Consider the following 26,227-nt stretch of genomic DNA (forward strand, 5'->3'; position numbering starts at 1 on the left):
GCGCCGGCCCGTGAGGCCGGCGCTCCCAAGGACTGTTTATGAGCGAACGACCGGGCAATCAGCTGTTCGATGCCTACTTCACCGCCCGCGACATGCGCGAGGTGTTCTGCGATGCGGGCCGGGTCCAGGCCATGCTGGATGTCGAGGCGGCATTGGCTCGGGCCGAGGCGCGGGTGGGGTTGATTCCCCAGCGCGCGGTGGCTCCGATCGAGAATGCCTGTCGTGCCCAGTTGTACGATTTTTCGGCGTTGGGCGAAGCGATTGCCAGCGCCGGCAATTCGGCGATCCCCTTGGTCAAGGCGTTGGGCAAGCGCATCGCCAGCGAGGACGCCGAAGCCGAGCGCTATGTGCACCTGGGCGCTACCAGCCAGGACGTGATGGACAGCGGGCTGGTACTGCAACTGCGCCAAGCCTTGACGCTGATCGAGGACGAGCTGGCGCAACTGGCCGTCACCCTGGCCCGCCAAGCCGAACGTTACGCTGCCACGCCGCTGGCCGGGCGCACCTGGCTGCAGCATGCCACGCCGGTGACACTGGGGATGAAAATCGCCGGTTGGCTGGGGTCGATTACTCGCAGCCGCCAACGTCTGAAAGAGCTCAAGCCGCGCTTGCTGGTGCTGCAATTTGGTGGCGCCTCCGGAACGCTCGCCGCATTGGGTGAGCAGGCCCTGCCCATCGCCGAAGCGTTGGCTGCCGAGCTGCAACTGAGCCTGCCGGAACAGCCGTGGCACACCCAGCGCGATCGTCTGGTGGAGTTCGGTTCGGTGCTGGGTTTGATCGCCGGCAGCTTGGGCAAGTTGGGACGCGACATCAGCCTATTGATGCAAACCGAGGCCGGCGAAGCCTTCGAACCGTCGGCGCCGGGCAAGGGCGGTTCCTCGACCATGCCGCACAAGCGCAATCCGGTGGGCGCGGCGGTGCTGATCGGCGCGGCGACGCGGGTGCCTGGTTTGTTGTCGACGTTGTTCAGCGCCATGCCTCAGGAACATGAGCGCAGCCTGGGCCTGTGGCACGCCGAATGGGAAACCTTGCCGGAGATCTGCTGCCTGGTATCCGGTGCCCTGCAACAGGCGCGGTTGTTGGCTGATGGGCTGGAAGTCGACGCAGCGCGCATGGCCCGCAACCTGGAACTGACCCAGGGGTTGCTGCTGGCCGAAGCGGTGAGCATCGTCCTGGCCCAGCGTGTCGGGCGTGACACTGCGCATCATCTGTTGGAGCAATGTTGCAAGCGCGCGGTGGCCGAGCAACGGCATTTGCGCGCCGTGCTGGGGGATGAACCCCAGGTCACCGCGCAGCTGTCCGCCGCCGAAATCGATCATCTACTCAACCCCGCCCACTACCTCGGCCAGGCCCAGACCTGGGTCGCCCGGGCGGTGGCCGAACACCTTGCCTTGAACGCCTGAAAGGAGATTGTTGTGGGATTCGTCAAACTCGCCGAAGGCGATCTGAATTACCAATTGGACGGGCCGCAAGACGCCCCGGTGCTGGTGCTCTCCAACTCCCTGGGCACCGACCTGCACATGTGGGACCCACAGGTCCCGGCCTTCAGCGAACACTTTCGTGTGTTGCGCTTCGACACCCGCGGCCATGGCCAGTCGCTGGTCACCGAAGGACCGTACAGCATCGAACAACTGGGCCGCGATGTGCTGGCGATGCTTGATCAGTTGAGCATCGACAAGGTGCATTTCTGTGGTTTGTCCATGGGCGGGTTGATCGGCCAATGGCTGGGGATCAATGCCGGTGAGCGGCTACACAAACTGGTGGTGTGCAACACTGCCGCCAAGATCGGCGATCCCTCGGTGTGGAACCCACGCATCGAAACCGTGCTGCGTGATGGCCAGGCCGCGATGGTAGCGTTGCGCGATGCCTCGATTGCCCGTTGGTTTACCCCCGACTTTGCCGAGGCGCAGCCTGCGACGGCGAAAAAAATCACCGACATGCTCGCCGCCACTTCGCCCCAGGGCTACGCGGCCAACTGTGCAGCGGTGCGTGATGCCGATTTTCGCGAGCAACTGTCGTCGATCCGCGTACCGCTGTTGGTGATCGCTGGCACCGAAGACGCCGTGACGCCGCCGTCGGGTGGGCATTTTATCCAGGAGCGGGTCAGCGGTGCCGAGTACGCCGAGTTCTACGCCGCGCACCTGTCCAACGTCCAGGCCGGCGCCGCGTTCAGCGCGCGGGTGCTGGATTTCCTGCTTGATTCTGGCCGCGCCTGAGGAGTTTTCTGTGGACGAGAAACAACGTTACGACGAAGGCATGCAAGTGCGCCGAGCGGTGCTGGGCGATGCCCACGTTGACCGCAGCCTCAATGCCCTGACTGAGTTCAACAGCGAATTCCAGGAGATGATCACCCGTCACGCCTGGGGCGACATCTGGACCCGCCCGGGCCTGCCGCGCCATACCCGCAGCCTGATTACCATTGCCATGCTGATCGGCATGAACCGCAACGAAGAACTCAAACTGCATTTACGCGCCGCCGCCAACAACGGCGTGAGCCGCAGCGAGATCAAGGAAGTGATCATGCAGAGCGCTATCTACTGCGGCATTCCGGCGGCCAACGCTACATTCCACCTGGCTGAGTCGGTGTGGGACGAACTGGGCATCGAATCACGGTCTTAACATCCACCCACAAATCCCCTGTGGGAGCGGGCTTGCTCGCGAAAGCGCTGGGTCAGCTTGCGACGATGTTGAATGTGATGACGTCATCGCGAGCAGGCTCGCTCCCACATTGATCTGGTCACCGGATCTGCATCCACCCCAAAAATCCCCTGTGGGAGCGAGCTTGCTCGCGAAAGCGCTGGGTCATCGTGCATCGATCTTGAATGAGATGACGCCATCGCGAGCAAGCTCGCTCCCACACCGGTACAGCCTCCACCCATGTTGGTTTTTACAGCAAGCTGATCGGATAGCTGACGATCAACCGGTTTTCATCGAACTCATTGGTGCCGTAATCCCGGCGCATCGTCGAGTTACGCCACTTCACATTCAGACTCTTCAGCACACCGCTCTGCACGGTATAAGCCAGCTCACTTTCCCGGCCCCATTCCTTGCCATCGTCAACCGTGGCGGTGTGCACGTTGTCGCCGCTGATATAGCGGTTCATCAGGGTCAGGCCCGGCACGCCGACGGCGGCGAAGTTGAAGTCATGGCGCACTTGCCAGGATTTTTCCTTCGCGTTGTCATAGCTGGAGTTGTAGCTGTCGTTGGCCAGGGTGCCGCCGCTGGTGCCGTTGACGCGCATCCAGGCATCATCGCCGCTGACTTTCTGCAGGCCGACGTAGAAGGTGTTGCCACCGTATTTGGCCGAGAGCAGGGCGAACGCGGTTTTGTTGTCCAGGTCGCCGGCCAGGGCGCTGCCGTCTTCCTTGCCGATGAAGTAGCCAAGGTTGGCGCCCAGGGTCCAGTCGCCGATGGGCTGGCTGTGGGTCAGGTTGAAGTATTGTTGCTGGTAGATGTCGGACAGTTCCGAATACCAGACGCCGACCTGGGTACGCTTTTCGTTGAAGGCATATTCGCCGCCGCCAAAGTTGAAACGGTCGGAGGTGAACGCGCCGCGGCCGTTCATCGACATGTCTTCCATGCTCGCGTCGTTGCGCGGGCTGTTGGCGCGGAACTGGCCGCCGTACAGGGTCAGGCCGCTGATCTCGGTGGAGGTGACCTGGCCGCCGCGGAAGGTTTGTGGCAGGGAACGACCGTCGTCGGAGCGCAGGATCGGTAGCACCGGCATCCACTCACCGACCTTCAGCTCGGTTTTCGACACCTTGGCCTTGAGGGCCACGCCCAGGCGACCGAAATCGTCGGCCGGGCGACCGTCGTCGTGCACGGGCAGCAACTGGGTGCCGGCGGTGCCGCGACCACCATCAAGCTTGACCGAGTACATGCCCAGCACATCGACACCGAAACCGACCGTGCCCTGGGTGAAGCCAGACTTGGCGTCGAGGATGAAACTCTGCGTCCATTCCTCGGCTTTGCCCTGGGTGGCATTCGAGTTGGTGAAGTTGCGGTTGAAGTAGAAGTTGCGCAGGTTCAGCGTGGCTTTGGCATCTTCGACAAACCCCGATTCTGCGGCCAGGACGGGCAGGGCGGTACTGGTCAGGGCTACGGCAATGAGGCTGGGGAACAAGTGCTGTGTGGGTTTCATGGGCGTGTCTCTAATTGTTGTGGGCGAAGCGAGTCGTTGCCGCAACCTTGGGTTGCAGACGGTGCGGTGGATCTGGGCGCTCTGTTGATCAGCCGGACGAAGTAGGGCGTGTGGGCATGGCGTCGAACCTGTTGTTATTGGTTTTGTGCGAGCGATGGTGAAGGGCCGCCTGGGATCGGTTCAATTGCTGTTTGCGGGTTTTGGGCGATTATCGAACGGCAAAAAGGCCGATTGGCTGGATGAAGAACCTGTGGGAGCGAGCTTGCTCGCTCCCACAGAATTTGTGGCCGGTCTGACAGACGCGGCGATTTTTCCGACGAGGTTTTAAGGTTGCTGCTCGGAAGCGGCATCTCTAGCTTGTTCGTGTCGCTGCCCATCCAGCGACCGGGACTGCAAGCCCGCCGAATTTGTTAGGCGCCAGCGCCCGGACCCAACGTTTCGGGCATCCAATTGATGCAGGAGCGCCGTTATGAAAAAACATCACCCTTCTTCGCCGTCAGAGAGCACCTTCCCCTACAACGACCCCGATCCAGACAAGCTCCAAGAGGCCGCAGACCGAGCACTCGATTACCATCTGGGCACCCACCCTGATCCCAAACCCAAAACCTCAACTCAAGTTTTCACTGTCATCGATACCCTCGACACCGAGAGTCTACTGGCGAACCTCAGCGAAACCCTGGCCTCGGCCAGTGCCATGGTCAGCGACCTGGCGTTCGATCTGAAAGGCTCTCGGCGGCATGTCGCACTAGGTGTGGCACAGATGATTGAATTGAGTGAGTTGTTGGCCAATCGAGCGCTGGATATCGTCGACCCGCGTTAACCCAGTCGCTGTTAAAACACGCACAAACAAAAAGCCCACCTTTCGGTGGGCTTCATGTTCAGCGTTCAAGCATCTATCAGAACAGCTTCGTCTCTGGCGCTTCTTCTTTCACCGGTTCGTTCTTACCGGTATCGGCATTCCAGCCGCCCCCCAGTGCCTTATACAAATTGACCTCGCTGGTCAATTGCGAAAGGCGGTCGGTGATCAGCGATTGTTGGGCGCTGAACAGCTGGCGTTGGGCGTCGAGGAAGGTCAGGTTGCTGTCGACGCCGATGCGGTAGCGGCGCTCGGCCAGGCGGTAGTAGTCCTGGTTGGAGGCAACGTAGGCGGTCTGGGCCTGCAACTGTTCGTTGTAGGTCCGGCGTGCGGCCAGGCCGTCGGAGACTTCCTGGAATGCCGTCTGAATGGCCTTCTCGTAATTGGCGACGTTGATGTCTTTCTGGATTTTGGCGTAATCCAGGCTCGCCCGCAGGCTGCCGGCGTTGAAGATCGGCAGGTTGATTTGCGGGGCGAAGGTCCAGGTGCCCGAGCCGCCCTTGAACAGGCCGGACAGGTCCGGGCTCAAGGTGCCGGCGTTGGCCGTCAGGCTGATGCTCGGGAAGAACGCGGCCCGCGCGGCGCCGATGTTGGCGTTGGCGGCCAGCAGGTTGCGTTCGGCCTGGAGGATGTCCGGACGACGTTGCAGCAGGTCAGATGGCAACCCGGCCGGTACTTCGCTGAGCAGGTCATCGCTGAGCGGTTTTGTGTTCAGGTTGGCCGGCAGGTTGGTGCCCAGCAGCAGGGTCAGGCTGTTTTCATCCTGGGCGACCTGGCGGGTGTAGCGCGCCAATTGCACGCGGGCGTTTTCTACCGCCGTGCGCGCCTGGCTCAGGTCCAGGGCCGAGGCCACGCCGACCTCGGCGCTGCGCGAGGTCAGCTTGAGGCTTTGGTCGTAGGCTCCCAGGGTTTCCTGGGTCAGCTTGAGCAGTTCCTTGTCGGCCTGCCAGGTCAGGTAGGCGTTGGCCACGTTGGCCACCAGGCTGATCTGGGTGCTACGGCGGGCTTCTTCGGTGGCGAAGTAGCTTTGCAGCGCTTGTTCGCTCAGGCTGCGAACCCGGCCGAACAGGTCCAGCTCGTAGGAACTGATGCCCAGGGTGGCCGAGTAGGAGCTGCTGATGGCTGCTTCACCGGTTTGCGACGCGCGCGCCGGCACCCGCTGACGGCTGGCCGAACCGGTGGCCGAGACCGCCGGGAACAGGTCCGCCCGCTGGATGCGGTATTGCGCGGCGTAGGCATCGATGTTCAGCGCCGCGACCCGCAGGTCGCGGTTGTTTTCCAGGGCGACCTGGATCAGCTGTTGCAGTGCCGGATCATGGAAAAACTGTTTCCAGCCCTGCTCGGCGGCGGCCTGGCCCGGGGCCTTGGCCGCTTCGTAGGCCGGGCCTTGCGGGTATTGCGCCGCGACCGGTGTTTCGGGCCGCTGATAATCGGGGATCAGCGAGCAACCGCTGAGCACGATGGCGGCGATGGTCAGGGAAAGGAGCGACTTGCTCATTGGCCAGCCTCTTTAGAAGTTTCAGAAGTGTCATCCTGGTCGGCATTTTTGCGGCGGCCAATCGACGACACGGTCACGAAGAACAACGGTACCCAGAAAATAGCCAGGATCGTAGCGGTCAACATGCCGCCGATCACGCCCGTACCGATGGCGTGCTGGCTGCCCGAGCCGGCACCGGTGGAAATCGCCAGTGGGACCACGCCGAGGATGAACGCCAGGGAGGTCATGATGATCGGTCGCAAACGCATCCTACAGGCTTCGATGGCGGCTTCCGCCAGGGTGCGGCCCTGTTCGTGGAGTTCCTTGGCGAATTCCACGATCAGGATGGCGTTTTTCGCCGCCAAACCGATGGTCGTCAACAAGCCCACCTGGAAGTACACGTCGTTCGACAAGCCGCGCAGGCTGGTTGCCATCAGGGCACCAATAATGCCCAACGGCACCACGAGCATGACCGCGATCGGAATCGACCAGCTTTCATACAGCGCCGCCAGACACAGGAACACCATCAACAGCGACAGGGCATACAACGCTGGCGCCTGGGAGCCCGAGAGACGTTCCTCGTAGGACAAGCCCGTCCAGGAAATACCGACACCGGCCGGCAGCTTCTTGGCGATGGCCTCGACTTCGGCCATGGCTTCACCCGTGGAGTAGCCAGGCGCCGGGGTGCCGAGGATTTCCATGGCTTCCACGCCGTTGTAACGGGCCAGTTTCGGCGAGCCGTAGACCCACTCACCCTTGGCAAACGCAGTGAACGGCACCATGGTTCCGGCACTGTTGCGCACGTACCACTTCTTCAGGTCTTCGGGGCTCATGCGGGCACCGGGTTGACCCTGCACGTACACTTTCTTCACCCGACCGCGGTCGATGAAGTCGTTCACGTAGCTACTGCCCAGGGCAATCGACAGGGTGTTGTTGATGTCTGACAAGGTGATGCCCAGCGCGCTGGCCTTCTCGTCATCGATTTCCAACTGGTATTGCGGCTCATCATTCAGGCCATTCGGACGTACCTGCGAGAGGATCTTGCTCTGCGCGGCCATGCCCAGGAACTGATTGCGGGCTTCCATCAACTTGTCGTGGCCGATGCCGGCGCGGTCCTGCAGGAACACGTCGAAACCAGTGGCGTTACCCAACTCCAGTACCGCGGGTGGAGCAAAGGCGAACACCATCGCGTCACGGAAGGCGAAGAAGTGCTGCTGGGCACGCGCCGCGAGCTTGAACACGCTGTTGTCGGCGTTACGCTCGTCCCACGGCCTAAGCATGATGAATGCCATGCCGGAGCTCTGGCCACGACCGGCGAAGTTGAAGCCGGTCACGGTGAACACCGAGGCCACGGCATCGCCCTCACCGCCGTCCTTGCTCGGACGCAGCAGGTACTCACGCATCTTGTCCACTACCACCTGGGTGCGCTCGGCACTGGAGCCGGCCGGCGTCTGCACCTGGGCAAACAGTACACCTTGGTCTTCTTCGGGTAGGAACGCTGTCGGGATGCGGGTGAACAGCCAGACCATGCCAACCACGATAATCACGTAGGCCAGCAGGTACGGGGCCTTGTGCTTGAGCATATTGCCCACGCCGCGCTCGTAGCTTCTTACGCTACGGTCAAAATTGCGGTTGAACCAGCCGAAGAAACCGCGCTTGGGTGTCCCGTGCTCGCCTTTGGGAATCGCCTTGAGCATGGTGGCGCACAACGCCGGGGTGAAGATCAAGGCCACCATGACCGACAAGGCCATGGCCGAGACGATGGTGATGGAGAACTGCTTGTAGATCACGCCGGTGGAGCCGCTGAAGAACGCCATCGGCAGCAGTACCGCCGAGAGCACCAGGGCGATACCCACCAGGGCGCCCTGGATCTGGCCCATGGATTTCTTGGTGGCTTCCTTGGGCGAGAGGCCTTCTTCGCTCATCACCCGTTCGACGTTTTCCACCACGACGATGGCGTCGTCCACCAGCAAGCCGATGGCCAGCACCATGCCGAACATGGTCAGGGTGTTGATGCTGAAGCCGAACGCCGCGAGGATCCCGAAGGTACCGAGCAGTACCACCGGCACGGTCATCGTGGTGATGATGGTGGCGCGGAAATTCTGCAGGAACAGGAACATCACCAGGAACACCAGCACGACCGCTTCGACCAGGGTTTCAACCACACCTTTGATCGATTCGCTCACCACTGGCGTGGTGTCGTACGGGAATACCACTTCCATGCCTTGCGGGAAGAACGGCTTGAGGTCGTCGATGGTCTTGCGCAGGGCCTTGGCTGTGTCGAGGGCGTTGGCGCCGTTGGCCAGTTTTACCGCCAGGCCCGAGGCCGGGGCACCGTTGAACTGGGCGCTGACGCTGTAGTTTTCACCACCCAAGCCGACATCGGCAACGTCACCGACGCGCACTTGCGAGCCGTCCGAGTTGACCTTGAGCAGGATCGCCTTGAATTGCTCGGCGGTCTGCAACCGAGTCTTGCCGATGATGGTGGCGTTCAGTTGCTGGCCGGGCAGGGCGGGCAGGCCGCCGAGCTGGCCGGACGAGACCTGGACGTTCTGCGCGGAGATGGCGTTTTTCACGTCCACCGGCGTCAGGTTGAAGTTGTTCAGCTTGGCCGGGTCGAGCCAGATCCGCATCGCGTACTGCGCACCGAAGACCTGGAAGTCACCGACACCGGCGGTACGCGAGATCGGGTCCTGCAGGTTGGACACGATGTAGTTGGCCAAGTCGTCCTTGGTCATGCTGCCGTCGCGCGACACCACGCCGATCACCATCAGGAAGTTCTTCACTGACTTGGTTACGCGGATACCCTGCTGCTGCACTTCTTGCGGCAGCAGCGGGGTGGCCAGGTTCAGCTTGTTCTGGACCTGGACTTGCGCGGTATCGGAGCTGGTGCCCTGCTCGAAGGTCGCGGTGATGGTCATGCTGCCGTCGGAGTTACTTTCCGAGGACACATAACGCAGGTTGTCGATACCGTTGAGCTGTTGCTCGATGACTTGCACCACGGTGTCCTGCACGGTTTGTGCGGATGCACCTGGGTAGGTCACCTGGATCGCAATGGCCGGTGGCGCGATGCTCGGGTACTGGTTGATCGGCAATTTGAGGATCGATAGAGCCCCGACCAGCATGATCACCAGGGCAATCACCCAAGCGAAAATCGGACGGTCGATAAAAAATTTCGACATGGTTTACTCCCCTTTGCCGCCGGCTGCTTTATCAGCTGCCTGAGCGGGGGCCGGGTTCTTGGCATCGACATTGGTGGCTTCGGTGGCTTTGACTTCCACCCCGGGCCGTACGTATTGCAACCCTTCGGTGATCAGGCGGTCGCCGGCCTTGAGCCCGTCTTCGATCAGCCACTGGCTGCCGACGGTGCGGCTGGCCTTGAGCTGACGCAGCTCGACCTTGTTGTCCGGGCCTACCACCAGGGCAGTCGGCATGCCTTTGAGGTCGCGGGTCACGCCTTGTTGCGGGGCGAGGATCGCCGCGCTGTTCACGCCAGCCTGCAGTTGTGCGTGGACGAACATGCCCGGCAACAGCGTGTGGTCCGGGTTCGGGAACACGGCGCGCAAGGTCACGGAACCGGTGGTCTGGTCGACCGACACCTCAGAGAATTCCAGTTTGCCTTCGTGTGGGTACTGGCTGCCGTCTTCCAGGGTCAGCTTGACCATGGCGGCATTGTCGCCGGCCTTCTGCAGACGACCGCTTTGCAGCTCGCGGCGCAGTTGCAGCAACTCGACCGAACTCTGCGTCACATCGACGTAGATCGGGTCCAGTTGCTGGATGGTCGCCAGGGCGTCGGTCTGACCGTTGCTTACCAAGGCGCCCTCGGTTACCGAGGAACGACCGATACGGCCGGAGATCGGCGCGTAGACCTTGGTGTAGCGCACATTGATCTGGGCAGTCTGCAGATTGGCTTCCGACTCCAGGCGATTGGCCACGGCGGTGTCGTATTCCTGGCGGCTGACGGCTTGTTCGTCCACCAATTGCTTGTAGCGATCGGCAATCGATTTGGTGGAGCGCAGGTTGGCCTCGGCGCTCTTGAGACTCGCTTCATAGACGGCTGGGTCGATCTGGTACAGCTGCTGGCCGGCCTTGACGTCGGCACCTTCCTTGAACAGGCGCTTGAGAATGATGCCATTGACCTGTGGACGAACTTCCGCGACACGGAACGCGCTGGTGCGTCCTGGAAGCTCCGAGGTCAGGGTGAAGGGCTGGGTCTTGAGCGTTACGACGCCGACCTGAGGAGGGGGAGGAGCAGGTGCAGCCTCTTCCTTTTTGCATCCGCTGAGCAGCGATGCCAGGGCGATGGCGGTAACCAGAGCGGTAACAGCTGGCTTGAATTGCATGGAAATCCTCGGGTCCAGGCGCGCAACAGGCGCACTCGAAAGGTGGAAAGTGAAAAAAGAGCGAGATACGCAATTAGTAGGATGCTAAGAAATATACTTACGTACATGGTTGTTTGTAAACAGCCAGATTGCGTACCATCTGTATTTACAAAAGCCTGACAAAGGCATCCGGAGGTCGGGACGCGTTTCGAGAAGCGCCGCCTCATATTCGCTCAGCTGATCCCTACGCATTGCTGATTCATCCTGATTGAGGTGTTCATTGCCATGGTCCGTCGTACCAAAGAGGAAGCCCTGGAGACGCGCAGCCAGATACTCGAAGCGGCCGAGAAAGCCTTTTTCGAGCGAGGCGTGGCGCGCACGACGCTGGCCGATATCGCAACATTGGCCGGTGTGACGCGTGGCGCCATCTATTGGCATTTCAGCAACAAGGCCGATCTGCTCCAGGCCATGCTCGACACCTTGCACGAGCCCCTTGATGAACTGGCCCGTGCCAGTGAAAGAGAAGAAGAGCTTGATCCGCTGGGCTGTATTCGCAAACTGCTGGTCCAGTTGTTCCGGCAGGTGGCCCTGGACCCGAAAACCCGCCGCATTAATGAGATTCTGTTCCATAAGTGCGAATTCACCGATGAAATGTGCGATCTGCGCCAGCAGCGGCGCGAGGTCAGCCTGGACTGCAATGTGCGTATTGCGCTGTCGTTGCGCAACGCGATAAATCGCGGCCAGTTGCCGGACGATCTGGACCCTGAAAAGGCTGCGATCGCTATTCATGCTTATATCGACGGCATTTTGTATCAGTGGCTACTGGCCCCTGAAAGCTTCGCCCTGGCCGGTGAGGCCGAGCGCTGGGTGGAAGTCGGGCTGGATATGCTGCGCTTGAGCCCCAACCTGCGCAAATGAAACAAAATGCGTAATTGCGTCGGTTTGTGTCAATAGCTGTGGACCAAGGTTGCTTTTATAAACTGACGTCGCCTTGGTTGATAGGGAATCGGTGGCGAATTTTGTAGGTGATTTGTTTCGCACTTGTGAACGTGTATGAACAGACCGTCCAAGCGGGTCGCTGGATGCCCCGTCAGATAAACCTGACGGGGCCACATTTCAAGCCAGCGTGATTTCCACGGTGAACCCATAGGGTTCATCATTCGCCGCGCGAGTGATTCGGGTCGAGCACTTGATTGGCGTGGCGCCTATAGAGGTCACTTTGTTTGTCCGGACGGGTGTCAGCGTCGACGAAATCACTCCGAAAGACGTGTTGACACGCAAACCGAAGTTAAAGACGAAGCCGCAATCCTTGTCGCCAAATACAATGAAGTTTTTGTACATGTCCTTGCTGCGGCTGCCCAGTTGTCTGGAGTACTTGAAGTCGAGTTTGAAGGCCAGGATGTCCCAAGGAATAACACTCAAGAAGTCTCGTTCGTCGGCGTCCAGGTCGATATCGTTTTCACCCACGGCAAATGCCCGATTGGTATGGTTGATTAACTTTACGATAAGACGGGTGCGGTTCGGGTTAATGCTTTCTTGCTGCCACGCTTGAATCTGCTGATTGGCGTCGTCGTTCAGTTTTGCTTGTTTCATCAAGGCGTTGAGGATCTCGGTGTGTTCTTTCGTGTCCAGCGACTCAATGTATTTATACAAAACATCCGGCGCTGCATAGTTGAACTGTGAAAGTGTCTTTTCGTAAAAACGCTTATCGTCTTTATTGCGGGTTTCGGCTGGGTTTGTCATGTTGAATTCCTTTTCAATAGGGCGCTATCAGAGTTTGATCGACCAGGCTGTTTGGCTTTGTCGTCAGGCTGAATATGAGCATTGAAGTGAGCGATTAGAAAGTTCTGATAGTTGACCGAATATTTAAAGGCATAAAAAAGCCCTGGCTCTTTCGAGGCAGGGCTGGGTTATTTCAGTCAATGATCAGAGTACGGGGTAATCAATGTATCCCACGGGGCCTTTGCCATAAAACGTTTCGGGATGTGCCTCGTTCAGTGGCGCGTCGGCTTTCAAGCGTGCCGGCAGGTCCGGATTGGCAATGAACGGCACGCCGAAGGCGACGGCATCGGCCTTGCCCTCGGCCAGCCAGGCGTTGGCACTGTCCTTGGTGAAACGTTCGTTGGCAATGTACGGGCCGCCGAAGGCTTGCTTGAGTTGCGGGCCGATGCTGTCTTCGCCTTCCTTCTCGCGGGAGCAGATGAAAGCGATGCCGCGCTTGCCCAACTCGCGGGCCACGTAGCTGAAGGTTTCCAGGCGGTTCTCGTCGCCCATGTCATGGGAGTCGGCGCGTGGTGCCAAGTGCATGCCAACCCGGCCGGCGCCCCAGACTTCGATGACGGCGTCGGTCACTTCCAGCATCAGGCGGGCACGGTTTTCCAGGGAACCACCGTATTGGTCGGTGCGCTGGTTGGTGCTGCTTTGCAGGAACTGATCGAGCAGATAGCCATTGGCACCGTGGATCTCCACACCGTCGAAACCGGCGGCCTTGGCGTTTTCGGCTCCTACGCGATAAGCGTCGATGATGTCGGCGATCTCAGCAGTTTCCAGCGCGCGCGGCGTCGGGTAGTCGGCCAGCGGACGCACCAGGCTCACGTGGCCTTTGGGCTGGATGGCACTCGGCGCCACAGGCATTTCACCGTTCAGGTACGAGGGGTGGGAGATCCGGCCTACGTGCCACAGTTGCAGGAAGATCTTGCCGCCGGCGCCGTGGATCGCCTTGGTGACGTTGGCCCAGCCGCGTACCTGGTCGTTGGACCAGATACCGGGAGTGTCCGGGTAGCCCACCCCCATCGGCGTGACGGAGGTCGCCTCGCTGAGAATCAGGCCAGCGGAAGCGCGTTGCACGTAGTACTCGGCCATCAACGCGTTAGGCACGCGACCGGCGTCAGCGCGGCAGCGAGTGAGTGGAGCCATGATGATGCGGTTTTTCAGTTCGATGTCGCCAAGTGTGATCGGATCGAAAATAGTCGTCATGAATTACAGCCTCGTCAGAATCAGGGAGTGGTTAAAAGTCAGTGAGTCGCCGGTGCCAGGTCGGCGTTGCCGCCCTGGCGAAAAGTGATCAGGGTAACCAGCAGCGCCAGCACGGCCAGCGCGCCGGCGGCCAGGGGCACGGAGGTCAGGCCCAGACCTTGGTCGATGACGCTGCCGCCGACCCAGGCGCCCAAGGCGTTGCCGATGTTGAAGGCGCCGATGTTCAGGGTGGACACCAGGTTGGGCGCGGCTTTGCCGAAGGTCACCACGTTGACTTGCAGGGCCGGCACGGCGGCGAAGCAGGCAGTGGCCCAGAGAAACAGGGTGATTTCGCTGGGAATCAGCGCGGCGCTGGTCCAACTCAGCACGGTGGACACCACGGCCATGGTGACGAAGACGCCCATCAGCGTGTTCGCCAGGCTCTTGTCCGCAAGCTTGCCGCCGATGATATTGCCCAGGGTCAGGCCCAGGCCGATCAGCACCAATGTCCAGGTCACGCCACGGGGCGACACGCCGGTGACTTCACCCAGCAGCGGGGCGACGTAGGTGAACAGGGTGAACACCGAGGCGGAGAACAGCGCGGTCATGCTCAGGGACAACCACAGCCCTGCGCCCTTGAGGGCTACCAGTTCCGAACGCATGTCGAGTTTTTCTTCATCGCGCTTGGCCGGCAGGAAACGGATCAGGCCGATCAGGGCAATGATGCCGATGACGGTCACGGCCCAGAAAGTCGAGCGCCAGCCGGCTTCCTGACCCAACGCGGTGCCCAGCGGTACGCCGAGCACGTTGGCCAGGGTCAGGCCGGTGAACATCAGGGCCACGGCTGAGGCGCGCTTGTTGGGTGCCACCAGGCCGGCGGCCACCACCGAACCGATGCCGAAGAACGCGCCGTGGCACAGGGCGGTGACGACCCGGGCGAACATCAGTACGTTGTAGTCGCTGGCGATGGCGCAAAGCAGGTTGCCGACGATGAAAATCCCCATCAGCGCCACCAGGGCGGCCTTGCGCGGCAGTCGCGCGGTGGCCAGGGCCATGAACGGCGCACCGATGGCCACGCCCAAGGCGTATCCGGTCACCAGCCAACCGGCGCCCGGAATCGACACGCCCAGGTCGGCCGCCACATCGGGCAGCAGACCCATGATGACGAACTCGGTGGTGCCGATGGCGAAGGCGCTCAGGGCCAGGATGAGGAGTGAGAGGGGCATGATGGAGTCCTTGTCAGGTCAGAGCTCTTGGCTCATTTGCTTGAGGAATTGCTGGATCACTTCCTCGTTGCGTTTGAAAAAATGCCATTGACCGACCTTCTGGCTGGTGATCAGCCCCGCCCGTTGCAACACCGCCAAATGCGCAGACACCGTGGATTGCGACAGGCCGCAACGCTGGTCGATCTGTCCGGCGCAAATGCCGAATTCGTGGTTGTGCAGTTGTTCGGGAAACTGGACCTTGGGGTCTTTGAGCCAGTTGAGGATGTCTCGCCGTACTGGGTGTGCCAGGGCTTTTATTATTTCGTCGAGGTCAAGGGTCATTGGGGGCAGCTCGTGATGAGTAAAACGCTATATCGCGATGAGGCGAACCTTAAATCGTTATTTCGCGATATACAAATATGGATTCGATCTGAGAGGCGAACAAATCGCTATATCGGGTTATAACGATATGGGCGTGGCGGTGCTAAGCTGCCTGCCATGAATTATCTCGCGCACCTGCACCTCGGCGGCCCTGGCCGGGAACAACTGCTTGGCAGCCTCTATGGCGATTTCGTCAAAGGGCCGCTGCAAGGGCAATACGATCCGCAGATCGAAGCGGCGATAGCCCTGCATCGACGCATCGACATGTACACCGACCGCCATCCCTTGGTGGACAATGCCCTGTCGCGGTTTTCCACGGTGCGCCGGCGCTATGCCGGGATCGTGCTCGATGTGTTTTTCGACCATTGCCTGGCCCGGGATTGGAGGTTGTACGGCGATGGTCCGCTGGTGGATTTCACTTCTCGCGTGTATCAGGTGCTGACCAGTGAGCCACAGCTGCCGGGGCGCCTGGCGCAGATCGCGCCCTATATGGCGGCGGATGATTGGCTGGGTTCCTATCGGGAATTCGAGGTGCTTGGGCAGGTGCTTCGGGGAATCTCCAGACGCCTGTCCCGGCCAGAAGAACTGGCGGGAGCGATGCAGGAGTTGATCAGGCTCTATGAGCCGTTGAGCGAAGATTTCCGGCTGTTCTACCCACAGCTTCAGGATTTTGCTCAAAGCCAAGTCACGCCGCAGGACTAATTGTGGGAGCGAGCTTGCTCGCTCCCACAAGAGATTGCACAAGGTTGTCCGGATCAGGCCGCAATGGCAGCAGGCCGCATTGGGGCTTGCTGTTTCTCCGGGATCTCGCCGAACAATGCCTTGTGCACCGCCTGTTGCGCCTGGAATGCCAGGGCCGCACGTTCCTGGCCGTGGCAGGCGATCGGTTGCAGCAGGTGAATGTGCACATCGCCCCGATCATTGGCAAACAGGCGCATCAGATGCGACAGCAAGTCGTCATCGCCAATGAACGGTGCCAGCGAGTCCGGTTCGCCATTGCGCAGGTAACGGATCGCCACCGGCTGCAACGCCACTTCGGCATCGATGGCAGCTGACAACAGGCGACCATGGAAGGTGCGCAACGAACGGCCATCGGTGGTGGTCCCTTCGGGGAACATCAGCAGCGGATGAGCCTGTTCCAGGTGGCGGCTCATCTGTTTGCGGATCAACTGGCTGTCACCCGAACCGCGCCGGATAAACAGGCTGCCGGCCTTGGCGGCCAGCCATCCGGCCACGGGCCAGGTGCGCACTTCGGCCTTGGACAGGAACGACAGCGGGGTGAGCATGCCCAGCAACGGGATGTCGGTCCAGGACACATGGTTGCTGACCCACAGCATCGGAAGTTGCGGCAACTGGCCATGAACCGTCACGGAAAAAGGCAGGGCATGGCTCAACCGCGCCATGAAGAACCGTGACCAGCGTTGGCGACGCACCATGGAGTTGGCAATCCCCAGGCGTTCGAACAACCCGAACAGGCAAGCCATGCTCAGGCCCAGCGCTACCACCAGCAACACTCGCGCGATTCGCGCGTACACCCGCAGCCGGCTCATCAGACCGCTGCCTTGAAGTGGCGGGCGTAGCGCGGGCAGAGTTCGTCGCGCTTGAGCAGGATGAACACGTCGGCCACCTGGAAGTCTTCGTCCCAGCACGGCTCACCGCAAATCTTCGCGCCCAGGCGCATATAGGCCTTGAGCAGCGGTGGCATCTCGGCGATGACGTTGGAGGGGACGTCCAGGTTCGGCAACGGTTTTTTCGGCACGGCTTGCAGGTGTTCGGTGCACAGGTAGCGTTCGCGCAGGCGCTGCATGATCGCCTGGGCCTGGATGCCGCCATCCTGCATCGGAATGCTCGCGCAACCCATCAGGTAGCTGTAGCCGCCTTCGTTCAGGACTTCGGCCAGCTCGCCCCACAGTACGGCGATGGTGCCGCCGTTGCGGTAGGCCGGGTCGACGCAGGTACGGCCGATTTCCAGGATCGGGCCCTTGAGATGGACCAGGCCGTGGAGGCTGAATTCTTCTTCACTGTAGAACCGGCCCAGGCTGCTGGCGGCCTGGTGGTCGAGCAGGCGGGTGGTCGCCACGAGACGGCCGGTGTTCAGGTCGCGTACGCCGATGTGGGCGCAGTGAACATCATAATCATCCATGTCCAGACCCACTTCCGCGCCTTTGAGCTTGGCGTTGAATTCGCCGCTGAAGACGTTGAAGCGCAGGGCCTGGGCTTCTTGCAAGGCCGTGGCGCCGATCAGGCGTTCGGCTTGCAGGCGGCGTTCATTGCCGGTGTCGCTGATGCGGGCGATCTGAGTCATAGCGAATCTCCGTGGGCTGTTCAGTTGCAGCCAATCGACTTTCTTTATGCAGCCATGTTGTGCAAAGTCAGGCTATGTAGCCCCGGTGTCATCGCCATGAAGCTTTGGTGATGCTTATATGACAGCCCTCGAGGAGCCTCTTATGCCCTGGCAAACCCTGATCGAACGTGGTGAGCGCCTGCCCGCCCAGTCGGACCTGGCTGAGGGTTATGCGACCTTGTTGCAGCGCCTGGGGCCGGTCACACCATTCGAGCTGGCCGTGGCCGGGGGGCGGTTGATGGCAACGCCGGGGCTGGCGTTCCTGGTGGGGTATCAGGCGGCACTGCGGGTGCTGTGGCCGAGTGCGCCGCAGAGCCTTGGCGCCTTGTGTGCCACCGAACAACGCAGCCTGCGCCCGGCGGACATGCAGACCCGCCTCAGTGATTTGCGCCTGAGCGGGCGCAAGGATTTCGTCACCGCCGGCGATGCTGCCGAATGGCTGTTGATCGCCGCCCGTAGTGAGGCACCCGGTGAAGCGCCACGGCTGAACCTGGCGGTGGCCTACCCCGGCGAGCCTGGCGTGACCCTGGAAAAGCTCCCGGCCATTGCCCTGATGCCGGACATCAGCCATGGCCGCGTACTGCTAGACGGTGCGCTGTGCGAATTGCTGGCGGGCGACGGTTGGGATGCGTATGTCAAACCGTTCCGCACCCTGGAAGACCTTTACGTACTCAGCGCCATGACCGCCTGGTTGTATGGCGTGGGGCAGGAATGTGGCTGGCCGCAGCCTTTGCAGTTGCGCCTGCTGGCGTTGCTGGCAGGCTGCGCCGAGGTGAGCCGTCACAACCCGTCCAGTGCTGCCGGGCATGTCCTGCTGGGTGGGTTGTTCGCCCAGTTTGAAGGGCTCGCTGGCGAGCTGAATGACGCACTGGCTGCCGGGCCTGCAACGTGGCGCGAGATGTGGACGCGGGACAAGGCAGTGATGGAGATGGCGGCGGGCGCGCGGGCCAAGCGGTTGGCCAAGGCGCTGGAATCTTCACTGGTTTGAAGGCCTCATCGCGAGCAAGCTCGCTCCCACACGGGATCTCTGTCGCACATGAGTCCGTTGTGGGAGCGAGCTTGCTCGCGATGAGGCCCTTATAAACGGCGCAAATATCGAAACTGTCATCAAGTCTGACTAGGCTCAGCAAGTTCAACCCTTCGAGCCCCAAGCATGTTCAAAGGCTGGTTCCTGATCCCGCTCCTGCTGCTCACCCTGAATGTCCACGCTGAAGATTGGCCCGGCGAGCAATGGCCAACCGGTCCGCGCCCCACCGGGCCGGCCATCGAAGCCCTGGAGCGATACGCCTTCCCTCCCCGGGACGATGTCACCCGGCAAGGCATCCGCACTGACGCGCTGTTGGTGATCCAGGACGGTCGGCTGGTCTATGAACGCTACGCCGGGCCGACCTCTGCCGACACCCCGCACCTGACCTGGTCCGTCAGCAAAAGCCTGATGGCGACGGTGTTTGGCGTGGCCTATGGTCAAAAGCTGTTTGGCCTGCAGGAGCCGGCGGCCAAATACTACCCGGCGCTGAGCAAGCACCCGGACATGACCCTCGCCGATCTTTTTCACTGGGCCTCGGGCCTGGATTGGCAAGAGGACTACGAATACGCGCCGCTCAACTCCTCGGTGGTGGCGATGCTGTATACCCGGGGCCGCCACGACATGGCGGCGTTCACCGCGCAGCATGAAGACTTCAGCCCGCCGGGGCAGGCGTTTCGTTACTCCAGCGGCGACAGCAACCTGCTGGCCGCGGCGCTGAAAAACATCGTCGGCCCGGCGCGCTATCCCGATTACCCCTGGACGGCCCTGTTCGACCCCTTGGGCATTCGCCACGCCATCTGGGAAACCGACGCCAGCGGCACGTTCGTCGGTTCGTCCTATGCCTACCTCACGGCGCGGGACCTGGCGCGTGTCGGGTTGTTGATGCAACGGGACGGTCGCTGGGGGGAACGGCAGTTGATCCCCAAGGATTGGGTCGCCTTCAATCGCCAGCCCTTCGCCCGCTTCCAGGCCGGCCAGGACGAGGCCGTACCCGGAGGGCATTGGTGGCTCAACCGCGCCGTCGACCCGGCGATCCGCCCCTGGCCCGATGCGCCAACGGATACATTCGCCGCGTTGGGCCATTGGGGCCAAGTGTTGTACATCATCCCCAGCGCCAGGCTGGTGATCGTGCGCTACGGCGATGACCGTGACGGCAGCTACCGCCACAATGAACTGCTCAAGCGAGTCATGGCGGTGTTCGCCGGGGCGGTGCAGCCATGAGACGCAAACTGTTGCTCACTCTGGCGTTGGCGCTTCTCATCGCTCTGCTGGGTTGGGTCTGGCTTGAACGGGTGGCGCTGCGGGCCTTTCCCGACATCATCAGTGCCTACACCGCCAAGGAGTACTGCTCGTGCCGTTACGTGATGGAGCAACCGGCTGATTATTGCCGTGGCTATGTGAAGCAGTCGGTGCCCATCAGTGACTTTCTCGATACCCCCGAAGCGAAGCGCGTCACCGTCAGCGGGTTGGGGCGTAGCAGCAGCGCGCGGTGGATGGGGGCGCGGCAGGGGTGTCGGTTGGAGTAAGGCCGGACCCCGATTCTATTGTGGGAGCAAGGCTTGCCCCCTCACCACAGGTTCCCTGTATTTCTGAGCAGTTGTTGAAACGGACAGTTTGCAAGCGCTCTCGGCGCGGTTAAGGTTCGCCACAGGTTTATCTGCCCTCCGAGTGTGTATGTTCAAGCGGTCCTTCTCTCACGCTGTCGCGACTTTGCTGCTGGCTTGCGCCGCATTGCCGGCCCAGGCCGATTGGTACCTGGACGGTGAATCGTCGCGGCTGTCGTTCATCAGTAGCAAAAACGGCAATGTCTCCGAAGTCCAGCGCTTCCTGGTGCTTCATGGCCAAGTCCAGCCCAACGGATTGGCCCGCCTGGAAGTGGAGCTGGACTCCATCAACAGTGGCATTCCCCTGCGGGACGAACGCATGCGCGCCGAGCTGTTCGAGATCAAGCAATTTGCCGAAGCCACCATCACTGCACAAATCGACCTGGTGCCGATCCAGGACCTGGCCAACGGAGCGCAGTTGGAATTGCGCCTGCCGCTGACGGTGAACCTGCACGGCAAGCAGCATGAATACAACGTTGAACTGCTGGCGACACGCCTTGATGAACGACGCTTCCAAGTGGTGACCCTCGAGCCGCTGGTGCTCAACGCCGCGGATTTCGACTTGGCGCCGGGCCTGGAGAAGCTGCGTAACCTGGCTGGGTTGTCGGCCATCAGTCTGTCGGTGCCGGTGAATGCGGTACTGATTTTTACGGCGCGCTGACATGAGCGGCCCGGTATTTCCCTGGCGTGAAGGCAATCGCTTCGAACTATTGATCGACGGCCCGCAGTTCTTTCCGCGCATGCTGGTGGAAATCGCCCGTGCCCAGGAACAGGTCGAACTGGAACTGTACCTGGTGGAGGCGGGGGCCTGCGCCGAGGCGATGGTCCAGGCCCTGGTCCAGGCCTCCGAGCGTGGGGTACGGGTGCGCTGTCTGTTCGATGACTACGGCAGCCTGGCGTTTACCCTTGGCTTGCGTAACCGCCTGATCGAGGCTGGCGTCGAACTGCGTTTCTACAATCGCTTGAGCTGGCGCCGCTGGGTACGCAACCTCTACCGCGACCACCGCAAGTTGTTGTTGGTGGATCAGCGTCTGGCAGTGGTTGGTGGCACGGGTGTGACCGATGAATTCTGGAACCCCCTCGATGACCACTGTGAGTGGCACGAAGTGATGGTGGAGATCGTTGGCCCGCTGGTGCTCGACTGGCAATTACTGTTCGATCGCCAATGGCTCGCCAACCGTCATCGCCGTGCCTGGAAACCGGCCTCCAACTTTGGTTTGCCGCGCTTGCCCCGCGTGCCTCCAATGGGCGAGGGCATGGGCCGGGTGGCGTATGCCGACGCCCGCCAGCATCGCGATATTCTGCAATCGTTGTCTCGGGCGTTGAACAGTGGTCAGAAGCGGATCTGGATGGCGACGCCGTATTTCCTGCCGACCTGGAACGTGCGCCGTTCCTTGCGCAAAGCCGCTGCCCGCGGTATTGACGTGCGCCTGTTGCTGACCGGCCCGCGCACCGACCACCCCTCCGTGCGCTACGCCGGGCACCGTTACTACCCTCGACTGCTCAAGGCCGGGGTGAAAATATTCGAATACCAGCCATGTTTCCTGCACCTGAAGATGGTGTTGGTGGACGATTGGGTCAGCATCGGCTCATGCAATTTCGATCACTGGAACCTGCGTTTCAACCTGGAAGCGAACCTTGAAGCCTTGGATTCCGGGCTCAGCAGTGCGGTGGCGGCGAGTTTCGAACGGGACTTCGCCCAGAGCCTGCAGGTCAGCCTCGACGCCTGGCAGCGTCGACCTCTGTGGAAGCGGGTCAAGCAGCGGTTGTGGGGGTGGGTGGATCGGGTGGTGGTGAATCTGTTGGATCGGCGGGGTTAGCCCGAACACCCAGATACAACTGTGGGAGCGAGCTTGCTCGCGATGGCGGTCTGATATTCAACATCTGAGTTGAATGTTAAGCCGCTATCGCGAGCAAGCTCGCTCCCACGCTGGTTTTGTGTTGCCTGAGGGTCAGAGCAACTCAAAACTCTGCTGCTTCACTTCCTGGGAGTCCAGGCCGATCTGCACGTTGAACTTGCCCGGCTCAGCCGCGTATTTGAGCTGGGCGTTGAAGAACTTCAGGTCATCTTCGGTGATGGTGAAGTGGACGACTTTTTTCTCACCGGCCTTGAGCATCACCTTGCGGAAGTTTTTCAGTTCCTTCACCGGACGGATGATCGAGCCGGTCACGTCCTGGATGTACAACTGCACCACGGTTTCGCCGTCACGCTTGCCGGTGTTTTCCACCGTCACGCTGGCGTCGAGCTTGCCAGTCTTGTTCAGGGTGGTAGACGACAGGGCCATGTCCGACAGGCTGAACTCGGTGTAGCTCAGGCCGTAGCCGAACGGATAAAGCGGGCCGGTGGTGTCATCGAAGTATTGCGAGGTGTAGTTGCCCGGCTTGCCCGGTGTGAACGGCCGGCCAATGCTCAGGTGGTTGTAGTAGGTCGGAATCTGTCCTACTGAGCGTGGGAAGGTAATCGGTAGCTTGCCCGATGGGTTGTAGTCGCCGAACAGCACGTCGGCGATGGCGTTGCCGCCTTCGGTGCCGCTGAACCAGGTTTCCAGGATGGCATCGGCCTGTTGTTTTTCTTCGAGCAACGACAGCGGACGGCCATTCATCAGCACCAGCACCAACGGCTTGCCGGTGGCCTTCAAGGCCTTGATCAGCTCGCGCTGGCTGGCCGGGATGTTCAGGTCGGTGCGGCTCGAGGATTCATGGGACATGCCACGGGACTCACCCACGGCGGCTACCACCACATCGGCATCCTTGGCCGCCTTGACCGCTTCGTCGATCAGCACTTGGGCCGGGCGCGGGTCGTCCACCACTTCCGGCGCGTCGAAGTTAAGGAAGTTCAGGTAGTCGAGCACCTTCTTGTCGCCGGTAATGTTGGCACCACGGGCGTAGATCAGTTTCGACTCAGCGCCCAGGGCGCGGGTCATGCCATCGAACAGGGTGACCGACTGCGCAGGGCGCCCGGCGGCGGCCCAACTGCCCATCATGTCGATCGGTGCCTTGGCCAGCGGGCCGACCAGGGCGATTTTCGCGTTTTTGTTCAGGGGCAGGGTCTGGTTGCGGTTTTCCAGCAGCACCAGGCTGCGGCGTGCCACGTCACGGGCATCGGCGCGGTGCAGGCGGCTTTCGGCGTAAGTGTCGGCCGGATCGTCCTCGGCCTTGCCGATGCGCAGGTACGGGTCCTTGAACAGGCCCATGTCGTATTTGGCCGCGAGCACTTCCCGTACCGCGTTGTCGATGTCGCTCTGCTCGATCTCACCGGCCTTGAGCAGCCCTGGCAGTTCCTTGCCGTAGAGCGAGTCGTTCATGCTCATGTCGATGCCGGCCTTGATTGCCAGCTTCGCCGCTTCGCGACCGTCCTTGGCGACACCGTGCTTGATCAACTCGAAGATGGCGCCATGGTCACTCACGGCCAGGCCCTTGAAGCCCCACTCCTTGCGCAGCAGGTCGTGCATCAGCCAGGTGTTGGCGGTGGCGGGCACGCCGTTGATGGAGTTCAGCGCGACCATCACCCCGCCGGCTCCGGCGTCGATGGCGGCGCGGTAAGGCGGCAGGTAGTCCTGGTACATTTTCACCGGGCTCATGTCCACGGTGTTGTAGTCCCGGCCGCCTTCCACTGCGCCGTAGAGGGCGAAGTGCTTGACGCTGGCCATGATGCTGTCGGCCGCGTTGGCGCCATTACCCTGGAACGCCTTGACCATCACCCCGGCGATGCGCGACACCAGGTAGGTGTCCTCGCCAAAACCTTCGGAGGTCCGGCCCCAGCGTGGGTCGCGGGAAATGTCGACCATCGGCGCGAAGGTAATGTCCAGGCTGTCAGCCGCGGCTTCCTGGGCGGCAATGCGGCCGGAGTGGTAGATGGCGTCCATGTCCCAGCTCGAGGCCAGGGCCAGGGGGATCGGGAAAATGGTGCGATGGCCGTGGATCACGTCATAGGCGAAGAACATCGGGATCTTCAGCCGGCTGCGCATGGCCGCGTCCTGCATCGGACGGTTTTCAGCGCGAGTGATGGAGTTGAACGTGCCGCCGATGTTGCCGGCAGCGATTTCCTTGCGGATCATCTCCCGGGGCATTTCCGGGCCGATGCTGATCAGGCGCAATTGGCCGATCTTTTCCTCTAGGGTCATCTGCTTCATCAGGTTGCTGATGAACGCGTCCTTGTTCTCTATGGGGGCAGGCAGGTTGTCGGCTAATACGGATTGACTGGCCAGACTGACAAACAGGCCCAGCAAACACAGCTTCTTCATGAATAGTTTTCTCGCAAGCCTAAAGGGCGGTAATCAGGACACGCCGGTCAGCCAAAATGTGAGGAGCGGCTATTGTTGTTCGGTTAAATGCAGCACACTTTCGAACCCATTGGGCTGAACTTAGTTTCGCACTGCGCATCTTTTAGCCCATCGACCCGATTCAATCCAGTGTGGCGGCAGATTATGCCCCAGACGCCGGTGAGATAGGTGGCAGTGTTTTTTCCAATGTATCGCAAGGGAGAGCTTCACCCGATGAATCTACGACTGAACCACCGCACAGGCCTGCAAATGCTGGCCCTGATGCTGTTCACCACGCTGCTGGCCGGTTGCGGTATCAACAACATCCCGACCCTGGACGAGCAGGCCAAGGCCGCCTGGGGCCAGGTGCAGAACCAATACCAGCGCCGTGCCGACCTGATTCCCAATCTGGTGGAAACCGTCAAGGGCTATGCCCAGCATGAGCAGGAAACCCTGACCGCGGTGATTGAAGCACGGGCCAAGGCCACCTCGATCCAGGTCGATGCCAGCACCCTGGATAACCCGGAAAAACTCAAGCAATTCCAACAGGCCCAGGATCAGTTGACCGGTGCGTTGAGCCGGTTGATGGTGGTGTCCGAGCGTTACCCGGACCTCAAGGCCAACCAGAACTTCCTGGCCTTGCAATCGCAGCTCGAAGGCACCGAGAACCGCATCGCCGTGGCCCGCCGTGACTTCATCCTGGCGGTGCAGAAGTACAACACTGAAATCCGCACCTTTCCCGGTCGCCTGTGGCACAGCGTGATGTACAGCGACCTGCCGATCCGCGAAACCTTCGAGGCCACCAGCCCCAACGCCGAGAAAGCGCCTGAAGTGAAGTTCTGATCAATGCTCCACAGGCTGTGGCGTTACCACGGATGAGGTTCCAATGCGCGTGTTGAAAATTGGCCTGGTGCTGTTGCTCTGGGTGTTTGCAGTCACGGCCCAGGCCGAATTGAAATTTCCGGCGCTGACCGGGCGGGTGGTGGACACCGCCCAGATGCTCGATCCATCGGTGCGTGGCCAACTGGACGCGCAGCTCAAGGCCCATGAACAGGCCACTGGCGAACAAGTGGTGGTCGTCACCCTGGCAGACCTGCAAGGCACCAGCATCGAAGACTTCGGCTATCAGCTGGGGCGGCATTGGGGCATCGGGCAAAAAGATAAGAACAACGGTGCGTTGCTGATCGTGGCCCGGGATGACCGTAAACTGCGGATCGAAGTGGGCTATGGCCTGGAGGATCGCCTGACCGATGCCCAGAGCTCGGTGATCATCAACCAGGTGATCACCCCGGCGTTCAAGACCGGTAACTTCAACAAAGGCATCAGCGACGGCGTGGCGGCGATGCTAGTGGTGTTGGGCGGCAGCCCGCTGGATGAGCCGGCGCCGGTGTACAGTGCGGACGGGGAGCAGGAGCAGGGGGATTTCGTCGAGCGTCATCCTGGGCTGTTCATCTTCCTGGTGCTGCTGTTTATCGTGACGATATTCATTTGCCAGATGCTGGGTATCCTGCCTGCGGGACGGGGTGGCTCCAGCGGCTCAAGCGGATCCGGAGGGGGAGGCTTTGGCGGTGGTGGTGGCGGCGGTTTCAGCGGCGGCGGTGGCAGTTTCGGGGGCGGCGGTTCGTCGGGCGGCTGGTGACAATAATAATGAGC

24 protein-coding genes are annotated in these 26,227 nt (G+C 61.2%); 13 read left to right on the forward strand and 11 right to left on the reverse strand.

From position 1 onward, the window contains the following. Positions 1-38 precede the first annotated feature (38 nt). The 3 genes from SGN16_RS06825 to pcaC are packed head-to-tail and all read left to right on the forward strand — an operon-like array spanning position 39 to position 2,619. Positions 39-1,403, forward strand: a complete 1,365-nt coding sequence (locus SGN16_RS06825; RefSeq protein WP_335943574.1) for a 3-carboxy-cis,cis-muconate cycloisomerase — start codon at positions 39-41, stop codon at positions 1,401-1,403. Positions 1,404-1,415: 12 nt separating this feature from the next. After that, on the forward strand, positions 1,416-2,216 hold the full coding sequence (pcaD, locus tag SGN16_RS06830; protein ID WP_335943575.1) for a 3-oxoadipate enol-lactonase: 801 nt from the start codon (positions 1,416-1,418) through the stop codon (positions 2,214-2,216). 10 nt (positions 2,217-2,226) lie between these two features. Beyond that, the gene (gene pcaC, locus SGN16_RS06835) at positions 2,227-2,619 is read left to right on the forward strand and encodes a 4-carboxymuconolactone decarboxylase (RefSeq protein WP_011059667.1); all 393 of its coding nucleotides are present in this window, start codon (positions 2,227-2,229) and stop codon (positions 2,617-2,619) included. A gap of 268 nt (positions 2,620-2,887) precedes the next feature. Here the strand turns inward: pcaC and SGN16_RS06840 are convergent, their stop codons facing one another. After that, on the reverse strand, positions 2,888-4,141 hold the full coding sequence (locus tag SGN16_RS06840) for an OprD family porin (protein WP_335943577.1): 1,254 nt from the start codon (positions 4,139-4,141) through the stop codon (positions 2,888-2,890). A 469-nt stretch (positions 4,142-4,610) separates the two neighbouring features. Between SGN16_RS06840 and SGN16_RS06845 the strand changes: the two genes are divergently transcribed. Next, positions 4,611-4,961, forward strand: a complete 351-nt coding sequence (locus SGN16_RS06845) for a DUF6124 family protein (RefSeq protein WP_335943578.1) — start codon at positions 4,611-4,613, stop codon at positions 4,959-4,961. A gap of 76 nt (positions 4,962-5,037) precedes the next feature. Here the strand turns inward: SGN16_RS06845 and SGN16_RS06850 are convergent, their stop codons facing one another. From SGN16_RS06850 to SGN16_RS06860, 3 genes are read right to left on the reverse strand one after another with little or no spacing between them, the layout of a single operon-like run. Next, positions 5,038-6,495 carry an AdeC/AdeK/OprM family multidrug efflux complex outer membrane factor gene (locus SGN16_RS06850; RefSeq protein ID WP_210643231.1) on the reverse strand — a complete coding sequence of 486 codons (1,458 nt, stop codon included), beginning with the start codon at positions 6,493-6,495 and terminating at the stop codon, positions 5,038-5,040. Further along, complete coding sequence (emhB, locus tag SGN16_RS06855) at positions 6,492-9,656, reverse strand: efflux RND transporter permease subunit EmhB (protein WP_335943579.1); 3,165 nt, start codon at positions 9,654-9,656, stop codon at positions 6,492-6,494. The genes SGN16_RS06850 and emhB overlap by 4 nt, the downstream gene beginning before the upstream one ends. A 3-nt stretch (positions 9,657-9,659) precedes the next feature. After that, positions 9,660-10,817 (reverse strand): efflux RND transporter periplasmic adaptor subunit, encoded by a 1,158-nt coding sequence (locus SGN16_RS06860; RefSeq protein WP_210643233.1) that lies wholly within the window; start codon positions 10,815-10,817, stop codon positions 9,660-9,662. Between the two features lie 264 nt (positions 10,818-11,081). On the opposite strand from SGN16_RS06860, the gene SGN16_RS06865 reads away from it, so the two are divergent. Next, the gene (locus SGN16_RS06865; RefSeq protein ID WP_335943580.1) at positions 11,082-11,714 is read left to right on the forward strand and encodes a TetR family transcriptional regulator; all 633 of its coding nucleotides are present in this window, start codon (positions 11,082-11,084) and stop codon (positions 11,712-11,714) included. Positions 11,715-11,912: 198 nt separating this feature from the next. On the opposite strand, the gene SGN16_RS06870 is transcribed toward SGN16_RS06865, so the two are convergent. From SGN16_RS06870 to SGN16_RS06885, 4 genes are all read right to left on the reverse strand, one after another. Continuing rightward, positions 11,913-12,539, reverse strand: coding sequence for a hypothetical protein (locus tag SGN16_RS06870; RefSeq protein WP_335943581.1), 627 nt, complete (start codon positions 12,537-12,539; stop codon positions 11,913-11,915). 183 nt (positions 12,540-12,722) lie between these two features. Then, on the reverse strand, positions 12,723-13,772 hold the full coding sequence (locus SGN16_RS06875) for an alkene reductase (RefSeq protein ID WP_210643236.1): 1,050 nt from the start codon (positions 13,770-13,772) through the stop codon (positions 12,723-12,725). 38 nt (positions 13,773-13,810) lie between these two features. Beyond that, complete coding sequence (locus SGN16_RS06880; protein ID WP_335943582.1) at positions 13,811-14,977, reverse strand: MFS transporter; 1,167 nt, start codon at positions 14,975-14,977, stop codon at positions 13,811-13,813. A gap of 18 nt (positions 14,978-14,995) precedes the next feature. Further along, entirely contained in the window at positions 14,996-15,298 is a 303-nt protein-coding gene (locus SGN16_RS06885) for a metalloregulator ArsR/SmtB family transcription factor (protein WP_003198672.1), read from the reverse strand. A gap of 156 nt (positions 15,299-15,454) precedes the next feature. Between SGN16_RS06885 and SGN16_RS06890 the strand changes: the two genes are divergently transcribed. Then, the gene (locus SGN16_RS06890) at positions 15,455-16,039 is read left to right on the forward strand and encodes an ACP phosphodiesterase (RefSeq protein WP_210643238.1); all 585 of its coding nucleotides are present in this window, start codon (positions 15,455-15,457) and stop codon (positions 16,037-16,039) included. 53 nt (positions 16,040-16,092) lie between these two features. On the opposite strand, the gene SGN16_RS06895 is transcribed toward SGN16_RS06890, so the two are convergent. Beyond that, a complete protein-coding gene (locus SGN16_RS06895) occupies positions 16,093-16,887 on the reverse strand; it encodes a lysophospholipid acyltransferase family protein (RefSeq protein ID WP_210643239.1) in 795 nt (264 codons plus the stop codon). Then, positions 16,887-17,642, reverse strand: coding sequence for an L-ornithine N(alpha)-acyltransferase (gene olsB / locus SGN16_RS06900; protein WP_210643240.1), 756 nt, complete (start codon positions 17,640-17,642; stop codon positions 16,887-16,889). The genes SGN16_RS06895 and olsB overlap by 1 nt, the downstream gene beginning before the upstream one ends. 142 nt (positions 17,643-17,784) lie before the next feature. Between olsB and SGN16_RS06905 the strand changes: the two genes are divergently transcribed. The 5 genes from SGN16_RS06905 (at position 17,785) to SGN16_RS06925 (ending at position 22,132) form a co-directional block, all read left to right on the forward strand. Then, on the forward strand, positions 17,785-18,669 hold the full coding sequence (locus SGN16_RS06905) for an acyl-CoA dehydrogenase (protein WP_335943583.1): 885 nt from the start codon (positions 17,785-17,787) through the stop codon (positions 18,667-18,669). Between the two features lie 165 nt (positions 18,670-18,834). Continuing rightward, on the forward strand, positions 18,835-19,929 hold the full coding sequence (locus SGN16_RS06910) for a serine hydrolase (RefSeq protein ID WP_335943584.1): 1,095 nt from the start codon (positions 18,835-18,837) through the stop codon (positions 19,927-19,929). Continuing rightward, positions 19,926-20,234, forward strand: coding sequence for an amidase (locus SGN16_RS06915; protein ID WP_210643243.1), 309 nt, complete (start codon positions 19,926-19,928; stop codon positions 20,232-20,234). The genes SGN16_RS06910 and SGN16_RS06915 overlap by 4 nt, the downstream gene beginning before the upstream one ends. A gap of 148 nt (positions 20,235-20,382) precedes the next feature. Beyond that, a complete protein-coding gene (locus tag SGN16_RS06920) occupies positions 20,383-20,973 on the forward strand; it encodes a YceI family protein (RefSeq protein ID WP_210643244.1) in 591 nt (196 codons plus the stop codon). Between the two features lies 1 nt (position 20,974). Then, on the forward strand, positions 20,975-22,132 hold the full coding sequence (locus SGN16_RS06925) for a phosphatidylserine/phosphatidylglycerophosphate/cardiolipin synthase family protein (protein WP_210643245.1): 1,158 nt from the start codon (positions 20,975-20,977) through the stop codon (positions 22,130-22,132). Positions 22,133-22,264: 132 nt separating this feature from the next. On the opposite strand, the gene bglX is transcribed toward SGN16_RS06925, so the two are convergent. After that, a complete protein-coding gene (gene bglX, locus SGN16_RS06930; RefSeq protein ID WP_210643246.1) occupies positions 22,265-24,556 on the reverse strand; it encodes a beta-glucosidase BglX in 2,292 nt (763 codons plus the stop codon). A gap of 252 nt (positions 24,557-24,808) precedes the next feature. Between bglX and SGN16_RS06935 the strand changes: the two genes are divergently transcribed. Continuing rightward, complete coding sequence (locus SGN16_RS06935; RefSeq protein WP_210643247.1) at positions 24,809-25,417, forward strand: LemA family protein; 609 nt, start codon at positions 24,809-24,811, stop codon at positions 25,415-25,417. A gap of 43 nt (positions 25,418-25,460) precedes the next feature. Then, complete coding sequence (locus tag SGN16_RS06940) at positions 25,461-26,213, forward strand: TPM domain-containing protein (RefSeq protein WP_210643248.1); 753 nt, start codon at positions 25,461-25,463, stop codon at positions 26,211-26,213. The last annotated feature ends 14 nt before the right edge of the window (positions 26,214-26,227 follow it).

This window comes from Pseudomonas sp. G166, assembly GCF_037027455.2.
In the GTDB taxonomy this organism is placed as follows: Bacteria; Pseudomonadota; Gammaproteobacteria; order Pseudomonadales; family Pseudomonadaceae; genus Aquipseudomonas.